The 8264-nt window shown below is 71.0% G+C and carries 7 protein-coding genes; 2 read left to right on the top strand and 5 right to left on the bottom strand.

The genetic code is table 11. The features are described 5' to 3' along the window. Nucleotides 1–68: 68 nt before the first annotated feature. Nucleotides 69–971 carry a tRNA (adenine-N1)-methyltransferase gene (locus tag AB0N90_RS37475; protein WP_037651283.1) on the bottom strand — a complete coding sequence of 301 codons (903 nt, stop codon included), beginning with the start codon at nucleotides 969–971 and terminating at the stop codon, nucleotides 69–71. 38 nt (nucleotides 972–1009) lie between these two features. Next, a complete protein-coding gene (locus AB0N90_RS37470; protein WP_365203944.1) occupies nucleotides 1010–2635 on the bottom strand; it encodes a site-2 protease family protein in 1626 nt (541 codons plus the stop codon). A 458-nt stretch (nucleotides 2636–3093) separates the two neighbouring features. On the opposite strand from AB0N90_RS37470, the gene AB0N90_RS37465 reads away from it, so the two are divergent. Both AB0N90_RS37465 and AB0N90_RS37460 read left to right on the top strand, forming a co-directional pair. Next, complete coding sequence (locus AB0N90_RS37465) at nucleotides 3094–4083, top strand: RecB family exonuclease (protein ID WP_365203947.1); 990 nt, start codon at nucleotides 3094–3096, stop codon at nucleotides 4081–4083. 14 nt (nucleotides 4084–4097) lie between these two features. Further along, complete coding sequence (locus AB0N90_RS37460; RefSeq protein WP_046423998.1) at nucleotides 4098–4769, top strand: response regulator transcription factor; 672 nt, start codon at nucleotides 4098–4100, stop codon at nucleotides 4767–4769. Nucleotides 4770–4876: 107 nt separating this feature from the next. Here the strand turns inward: AB0N90_RS37460 and AB0N90_RS37455 are convergent, their stop codons facing one another. From AB0N90_RS37455 to AB0N90_RS37445, 3 genes are all read right to left on the bottom strand, one after another. Then, nucleotides 4877–6481, bottom strand: a complete 1605-nt coding sequence (locus AB0N90_RS37455; protein ID WP_361680318.1) for an ABC transporter substrate-binding protein — start codon at nucleotides 6479–6481, stop codon at nucleotides 4877–4879. Between the two features lie 437 nt (nucleotides 6482–6918). After that, nucleotides 6919–7620: an HAD family phosphatase gene (locus AB0N90_RS37450; protein WP_365203941.1), complete on the bottom strand. Its 702-nt coding sequence runs from the start codon at nucleotides 7618–7620 to the stop codon at nucleotides 6919–6921. Nucleotides 7621–7811: 191 nt separating this feature from the next. Further along, nucleotides 7812–8264, bottom strand: a 453-nt coding sequence (locus AB0N90_RS37445; protein WP_365203939.1) for a vitamin B12 dependent-methionine synthase activation domain-containing protein, incomplete at its 5' end; no start/stop codon positions are given.

The raw sequence follows: 8264 nt of genomic DNA, 5'->3' as shown, positions 1-8264 counted from the left end.
GCCCGAGTTCCCCGGTCGGTCGGGGAACTCGGGCACGGCGCCCTGATGTTGTGCCGGATGCGGGTGGCTCAGCGGCCGGTGCCGCCGTCGGCGTTGGGTCCCGCGTAGTCCTCGCCGTAGGCGCCCTTGGCGGGGCGGCGGCGGCGCATGGGCGGCTCGACGCCGTCGGCGAGGCGGCGGGCGGTGAGCAGGAAGCCGGTGTGGCCGATCATGCGGTGGTCGGGGCGGACGGCGAGGCCCTCGATGTGCCAGTTGCGGATCATGGTCTCCCAGGCGGTCGGCTCGTTGAAGCAGCCGATCTCGCGGATGGATTCCACGGTGCGCGCGAGCTGGGTGGTGGTGGCCACGTAGCAGCACACGATGCCGCCGGGGACGAGTGCCTTGGAGACGGCCTCCAGGCATTCCCAGGGGGCGAGCATGTCGAGGATGACGCGGTCGACGTCGGTGTCGGACAGGTTGTCCTGGAGGTCGCCGACGGTGAGCTGCCAGGCGGGGTGGGGGCCGCCGAAGTAGCGCTCGACGTTCTGCCGTGCGATGTCGGCGAAGTCGTCGCGGCGCTCGTAGGAGTGCAGCATGCCCTGGTCGCCGATGGCTCGCAGCAGGAAGCTGCTGAGGGAGCCGGAGCCGACGCCGGCCTCCACGACGCGGGCGCCGGGGAAGATGTCGGCGAAGGCGAGGATCTGCCCCGCGTCCTTCGGGTAGACGACGGCTGCCCCGCGGGGCATGGACAGGACGTAGTCGGGGAGCAGGGGGCGCAGCGCGAGGTAGGCCACGTTGCCGGTGGTGCGGACAACGCTGCCCTCGGGAGCACCGATCAGTTCGTCGTGCGGGAAGGAACCCTTGTGGGTGTGGAAGTTCTTTCCGGCTTCGAGCGTGAACGTGTAGTGGCGGCCCTTGGGGTCGGTCAGCTGTACCTGGTCCCCGACCTTGAAGGGCCCGCGCCTGCGGGCGGCACCGGTCGGTTCGGACATGTGACCAGACTACCGGCAGCGGGGCGGGCCGCCGACCACTAGCTGGGGCGGGCCATGGCCTTGACGAAGGCGCGTTCCACGTCGGCGGCGGAGAGGACGCCGTAGATCTCGCCGGTGTTCTCGACCACGAGGTATTCGGTGGCGGGGGCGGCGCGCAGGGCGTCGAGGAGTTCTTCGCCGGACAGCTCGGCGGAGACGCGCATGTCGTCGGTGAGGTCCTGGGCGAGGCTGCTGACGGGGACCCAGGGGCGGCGGTGTTCGGGTACGCCGACGATGGCGGACTCGCGGACCAGGGAGAGGGGGTGGCCGTCGGCGTCGACGACGACGAGGGCGCGGGCGCCGGCGGTGTTGGCGCGGCGCAGGGCCTCGGAGAGGGGGGTGTCGGTCTCGACGGGTACGGCGCGGCGGGTGAGGGTGCGGGCGCGCAGTTCGGGGAGGTGTTCGCGGAGCCTGGCCATGCGCAGGCTGTTGCCGGCGCCGGTCCAGATGATCGCGGCGAGGATGGCGGCGAGCAGGGCGTCGGTGACGGTGTCCATGCCGCCGGTTTCCTCGGTGCCGCCGCCGAGGCCGCCGGAGGAGTTGAGCAGGGGCAGTCCGACGAGGACGGCGACGGCGAGGGCGCGGCCGACCCAGGCGGCGGCGACGGTGCCGCTCATGGGTTTGCCGGTGATCTTCCAGACGACGGCGCGGAGCATCCGGCCGCCGTCGAGGGGGAGCCCGGGGAGCAGGTTGAAGGCGGCCACGATGAGGTTGGAGACCATCAGGCCGGCGAGGAGGACGCCGGGGACGGTGCCGGGCTGCACGGGCTTCATGGCGAGGTAGAAGAGTCCGGCGAGGACGAGGGAGAGCAGCGGGCCGACGAAGGCCAGCACGAATTCCCGGCCCGGTGTCTCGGCTTCCTTCTCGATCTCGGAGACGCCGCCGAAGAACTGGAGCTGGATGCGGCGGACGGGGAGTTTGAAGCGGATCGCGGCGACGGTGTGGGCGAGTTCGTGGACGAGTACGGAGGCGTAGAAGGCGACCGCGAAGAACAGCGACACGAGGTATCGGGCGGCGCCCAGTTCCGGCAGTACCCGGTCGAGCTGTCCGCCGAACACCCAGGTGATCAGGGCGGCGACGAGGAACCAGCTCGGCGCGACGTACACGGGCACGCCGAAGGGCCGCCCCATGAGGATGCCGCCGCCGGGTTCCTTGGGGGGCTTGGGTGGCCGGCCCTTGGCCATGCCGGGGGTGGGGCCTGTGGGGGGTTCGGCGGGGGCTTCGGTGTGGGCGAGCGTGCGGTGGGTTTCGTGGGTGCCGGGGGCGGTGCCACGGGCGCCCTCGGGGATCTTGGCCCCGTCGGTGTCGGCCTTGTCCGTCCCGGTCCTGTCCGCCCCGGCCTCGTCCCCGTCGGCCTGGTGCGTCTCGGTCTCCGGCGCGGCCGTCCCGCTGGTGTCGGGCGTCTTGCCCTCGGGCTCCTCGGAGCGGGCGGCTTCGGGGCCGGGGGCGTTCGAGCCGGGAGTGTTCGAGTCGGGGGTGCCGGTGGCGGCGGTGTCCGTGTCGGGGCCGTCTTGTGTCGGTGCCGGGGCCTCGGAGGCCGGCGGCGGGGGCGTTGGGACTGCGGGGTGGTCGGTCGGCTGATCGTCGCCGGACCGCGGCTGCCCGCTCGCGCCGCTCACGTCCACGGTGTCCCCTCGTTCGAAGCGTCTTCCGCGCCTCTTGGGGCGGAAGGGTCTCTGATCGATGGTATGCGGCCGTGGTGGCACGTTTCGCCCCGGCACCCCTTGTGTTCGCCCGGTGGTCGGGCGCCCGGTCCGGCCCGTGACGGGGTCGCTGTCAGTGGTGGGCCGTATGGTCTGTGGACATGGACACCAGCTTCGAGGAGGCGGGAGCCGCGGCGAGCGGTCCCGAGCCGACGGACCCGCCCGCGGCGGACGCGACGGCCGGCGCCGTGGCGACGGACACCGTGGCCGCGGACGCCGTGGCGGCGAGCGCTGTGCCGACGGAGGCGCCCGCGGCCGTCCCGAGCCCCTCGACCGCGCCGGACGCCGTGCCCGCACCGGGCGCCGTGCCCGCGCCGAGCCCCGCGGCCACCGAAGCCACCGAAGCCACCGAAGCCACCGAAGCCACCGAGACCAGCGAGATCGGCATCGGGGCTGCTGAGGCCACCGGGACCGGCGAAACCACCGGATCCGCGGGGTCCGCCGCAGCCGCCGCTGCCGGTGCCCCCGCCGAAGCCGCGCCCGCGCCCGCCCCCGCCGCGGCCCCCGTCCCCCGCCCCGCCGCCGCGCCCACCTCGCTCTCCCCCTCCCGCGCCGGTGACTTCATGCAGTGTCCGCTGCTGTACCGGTTCCGGGTGATCGACCGGTTGCCGGAGAAGCCGAGCGAGGCGGCGACGCGGGGCACGCTGGTGCACGCGGTGCTTGAGCGGTTGTTCGACGCGCCCGCCGGGGAGCGGACCGCGCCGCGGGCCAGGGCGCTGGTGCCGGGTCAGTGGGACCGGCTGCGCGAGAGCCGCCCGGAGCTGGCGGAGCTGTTCGCGGACGATCCGGACGGGCAGCGGCTGGCGCGCTGGCTGGGCGAGGCCGAGCGGCTGGTGGAGCGCTGGTTCACGCTGGAGGATCCGACCCGTCTGGAGCCCGCCGAGCGGGAGCTGTTCGTGGAGGCCGAGCTGGAGTCGGGGCCCCGGCTGCGCGGCATCATCGACCGGGTGGACGTGGCGCCGACCGGCGAGGTGCGGATCGTCGACTACAAGACGGGCAAGGCGCCGCGGCCGGAGTACGCCGAGGGCGCGCTGTTCCAGATGAAGTTCTACGCGCTGGTGGTGTGGCGGCTCAAGGGCGTCGTGCCGCGCCGGCTCCAGCTGGTGTATCTCGGCAGTGGCGAGGTGCGGACGTACGATCCGGTGCTCGCCGATCTGGAGCGGGTGGAGCGCAGGCTGCGCGCGCTGTGGGACGCGATCCGGGAGGCCACGGAGAGCGGGGAGTGGCGGCCGCGGCCGACGAAGCTGTGCGGCTGGTGCGATCATCAGGCGCACTGCCCGGAGTTCGGGGGCACTCCCCCGCCGTATCCGCTGCCGGTGAGGGCGCGGGAGGCGGGCGGTGTGCCGCAGGGCAGAATGGGCGCGGACTAGCGAAGGAGTGTCACGTGGCCATCCGCGTCCTACTGGTCGACGACCAGCCCCTGCTGCGTACGGGTTTCCGGATGATCCTGGAGGCCGAGCAGGATCTCGCGGTCGTCGGCGAGGCCGGTGACGGCCTCCAGGCTCTCGATCAGGTGCGGGCTCTCCAGCCGGACGTCGTGCTGATGGACATCCGTATGCCGCGGATGGACGGGGTGGAGGCGACCCGGCAGATCAGTGGTCCGGAGCGGAACGGCCCGGCGAAGGTGCTGGTGCTGACGACCTTCGACCTGGACGAGTACGTGGTGGAGGCGCTGCGTGCCGGTGCCAGCGGTTTTCTGCTGAAGGACGCGCCCGCGGACGAGCTGGTGCAGGCGATCCGGGTGGTGGCGGGCGGTGAGGCGATGCTGGCGCCGAGCATCACGCGCCGGTTGCTGGACAAGTACGCGACGCATCTGCCCTCGGGCGAGGAGCCGGTTCCGGACACCCTGCACACGCTCACGGACCGTGAGGTGGAGGTGCTGAAGCTGGTGGCGCGGGGGCTGTCCAACGCGGAGATCGCGGCCGATCTGTTCGTCAGCGAGACGACCGTCAAGACGCATGTCGGGCATGTGCTGACCAAGCTGGGTCTGCGGGACCGGGTGCAGGCGGCGGTGTACGCGTACGAGAGCGGTCTGGTGCGTCCCGGCGCGCAGTAGGCGGCGCGGGCTCTCGACGGCCGGTCGTCGAGGGCCTGTTCCGTACGACGGCGAAGGGCGCCCCTCTCCTCACCGGGAGAGGGGCGCCCTTCGCTGTGGTCGGCGGGTCAGCCGCTGACACCCCGGCCGAGCTCCCAGAGCTGGAGCGTGGAGGAGGAGTTGACGGCGTAGGCGACGCCCGTGATGTCGTCGCGGGCGGCGATGTACTGCTTGCCCTGCCACAGCGGGAGGACCGGGACGTCGTCGGCGACGATGTCCTGGATCTTGGTCAGGCTGTCCGCGGCGGAGAGGCGGTTGGCGTCGCGGCGGGACTGCGGGATCAGGTTCCGCTGGATGTCGCTGTTGGAGTACGGCGAGCCGAGGAAGTTGTCCTTGTCGAGGAACGGCGCGAGGAAGTTGTCGGCGTCGGGGAAGTCGGGGAACCAGCCCATGCCGTAGACGTCGTACTGGCCCTTCTCCTCGGCGGGGCGGAAGGTTTCCCAGGGGTGGCCCTGGATGGTGACGTCGAACAGGCCGCTGTCGTTGAGCTGCTTCTGCAGGACCTCGAACTCCTGCTTGGTGGCCGTGCCGTAGTGGTCGGTCGTGTAGTGCATGGTCAGCTTCACCGGGGTGGTGATGCCGGCCTTGGTGAGCAGGTTCTTGGCCTTGGCGGCGCTGGGGTTGCCGTACTTGTTGAAGAACGAGTTGGAGTGCCCGGTGACGGTGGCGGGGACCAGCGAGTACAGCGGCTCGGCCTCGGTGCCGTAGACCTTGGAGACCAGTTCGCCGCGGTTGATGACCTGGGCCATGGCCTGGCGTACGGCCTTGGACTTCACCGTGGGGGCGTTGGTGTTGAAGGCGAGGTAGCGGATCTCGAGGCCCGGCATGTCGACGAGGTCGACGTTGTCGTCGCTGCCGGAGTCCAGCTTCTGGATCTGGGCGGGCGACATGGTGCGGGTCATGACGTCGATGTCACCCTTGTCGATGGCGGCGCCCATGGCGTCGGCATCGGCGAAGGAGCGGACCACGACCTTGTTGTTGTTCACCGTCTGGGCCCCCTTGTAATGGGGGTTCTTGGTGAAGGTGACGCTGACGATCGCGTTGTCCTTGACCTCGGCCTGGAAGGTGTACGGGCCGGAGCCGTCCAGGTGGAAGCCGTCGCGCAGGGAGCCCTTGGGGTAGTCCTTGGGGTCGAGGATGCCCGCGACCGGGGTGGACAGCTTGTAGGGGAAGGTGGCGTCGGCCGTCTTGAGGTGGAAGACGATCTCGCGGTCGCCCTGCGTCTCGATGGTGTCGATGGTGTTCAGCAGTGAGGCGACACCGCTGTCGGCCTTGATGTGCAGGGCGCGTTCGATGGAGAACTTGACGTCCTGGGCGGTCACCGGGTCGCCGTTGGCGAACGTGAGGCCCTCGCGCAGCTTGCAGGCGTAGCGCTCGCTGCCGCTGTCGGTGAAGCCGCAGCTTTCGGCCGCGTCCGGGACCGGGTCGCCCTCGCCCTTGGGCTCGGCCATCAGGGTCTGGACGGTCTGGCGCAGCAGGTTCCAGCTGCCGACGTCGTAGGCGTAGGCCGGGTCGACCGGAGCGGGGGCGTCCTTGGTGACGGTGAACCGGTCCGTGGTGCCGACGACGATGGCGTCGCCGCCCTTGCTCCCGCTGCCCGATCCGCCGCACGCGGCGAGGACCGGGGTGAGCAGGCCGGCCACCGCCGGCAGCACCAGAGTCTTGCGGTTCATGCGGGGGTTTCTCCAGAGCTGTTCGGGTCCGTGTTTCCGGCGTGCATGGGTGGCGCGCGGCGGAGCACGGGGGTTTCTTCGGTGATGTTCTCGCGACGAGATTAGTCCGCGCCCCGTGGGGCGTTCACAGCCGCGTGAGTTGACTCTCCATCACGCTGTGAAACCGGGTGCGGACACACCGAAAACCCGACAGTGGCAGGATTAGTGCAGCGTCTCATCAATCGGGACACAAGGGCATGCCGCTCCCGGTCGAACCGGGCCTGTCTGCATACTCGTCAGGTCTTGTCGAGGGCCCTCGGGGTGGCGAACGTCACATATCCAACTGTGTGGGATGGCGGTCGAATTCGGCCGTGCCGACTTGCCGTGAATTCCCTTGGATGTACTTCCGTGGATATTTGAGGGCCGCGCCCAATGGCCTTTGCACGCTGGGTGAACGGCTAGGGCATTTCCGTCATCAGGCCCTGCAGAAATGCGAGGTCGACGTGTTCCAGGGAGGGGACGACGGTGCGTCGTTCGGCCGGGCCGATGGGGGCGAGGGAGGGTACGGCGACGACGCGGCAGCCGGCGGCCTCGGCGGCGGCGACGCCGGTGGAGGTGTCCTCGACGACGGCGCATCTGGCCGGGTGGGCGCCGAGTCCGTCGGCGGCGAGGAGGTAGGGGTCGGGGAAGGGCTTGGTGCGGGCGACCTCGTCGCCGGCGATGGACAGGGCGAAGTGGTGCGGGCCGAGGACGGCGAGGACGCGGTCGATGATGCGCCGGTGGGAGGCGGAGACGAGGGCGGTGGGGACGCGGTGCCGGTGCAGTTCGGCGAGCAGCCGGGCGGCGCCGGGCTTGAGGGGCAGGCCGGTGCTGATGCGGGTCTCGAAGCCGTCGTTGAGCAGGACGCTGAGTTCGGCGAGGGTGATGTCGGCGCCGGTGGCCTCGATGAGGAAGCCGGCGCTGCGGGTCATCGGGCCGCCGACCACGACGTGCTTCCAGGAGTCGTCCAGGGTGTGGCCGAGGGCGGCGAAGACCTCCACCTCGACGTCCCACCAGAAGCCCTCGGTGTCCACCAGGGTGCCGTCCATGTCGAGGAGGACCGCTTGCAGGGCGGATCCTTCGGCCGAACGGGTTCCGAGCGCGGGGACCGTGCTGGTCATCCGGCGCACCTCCTTGAGGGACGTTCAGGCCGGTTCCCCTGCGGGGAACCGGCCTGCGGTGGACCGACCAGTGTACGACTCCACACGGCGAAACGCTTCGTTTATCACCGGTGGCCCGGGGTATGCCGAAAAGCACCCCGCCGGGGCCCGGAGGCCGCTTCGTCATGCCCAGGGCATATGCCTCGGCGTCCTCAGCGGGCGTTGAAGTACTTCGCCTCCGGGTGGTGGATCACGATGGCGTCCGTGGACTGCTCGGGGTGCAGCTGGAACTCCTCGGAGAGGTGGACGCCGATCCGTTCGGGCTCCAGCAGGGCCGCGATCTTGCCGCGGTCCTCCAGGTCCGGGCAGGCGCCGTAGCCGAGGGAGAAGCGGGCGCCGCGGTACTTCAGGGCGAACATCTCCTCGATGTCGGCGGGGTCCTCGCCGCCGAAGCCGAGTTCGGTGCGGACGCGTGCGTGCCAGTACTCGGCGAGGGCTTCGGCCAACTGGACGGACAGGCCGTGGAGTTCGAGGTAGTCGCGGTAGGCGTCGGCCTCGAACAGCTTGGCCGTCTCCTCGCCGATGCGGGAGCCGACGGTGACGACCTGGAAGCCGACGACATCCCGCTCGCCGGACTCCTCCGGGCGGAAGAAGTCGGCCAGGCA

Source organism: Streptomyces sp. NPDC093018, assembly GCF_040684035.1.
GTDB classification, from domain to species: domain Bacteria; phylum Actinomycetota; class Actinomycetes; order Streptomycetales; family Streptomycetaceae; genus Streptomyces; species Streptomyces murinus.
This window is presented reverse-complemented; position numbering and strand designations above follow the sequence as displayed.

Coding starts and splice junctions, on each gene's coding strand:
- AB0N90_RS37455 (WP_361680318.1), bottom strand. CDS start 6,481: ATGAACCGCAAGACTCTGGTGCTGCCGGCGGTGGCCGGCCTGCTCACC.
- AB0N90_RS37450 (WP_365203941.1), bottom strand. CDS start 7,620: ATGACCAGCACGGTCCCCGCGCTCGGAACCCGTTCGGCCGAAGGATCC.
- AB0N90_RS37475 (WP_037651283.1), bottom strand. CDS start 971: ATGTCCGAACCGACCGGTGCCGCCCGCAGGCGCGGGCCCTTCAAGGTC.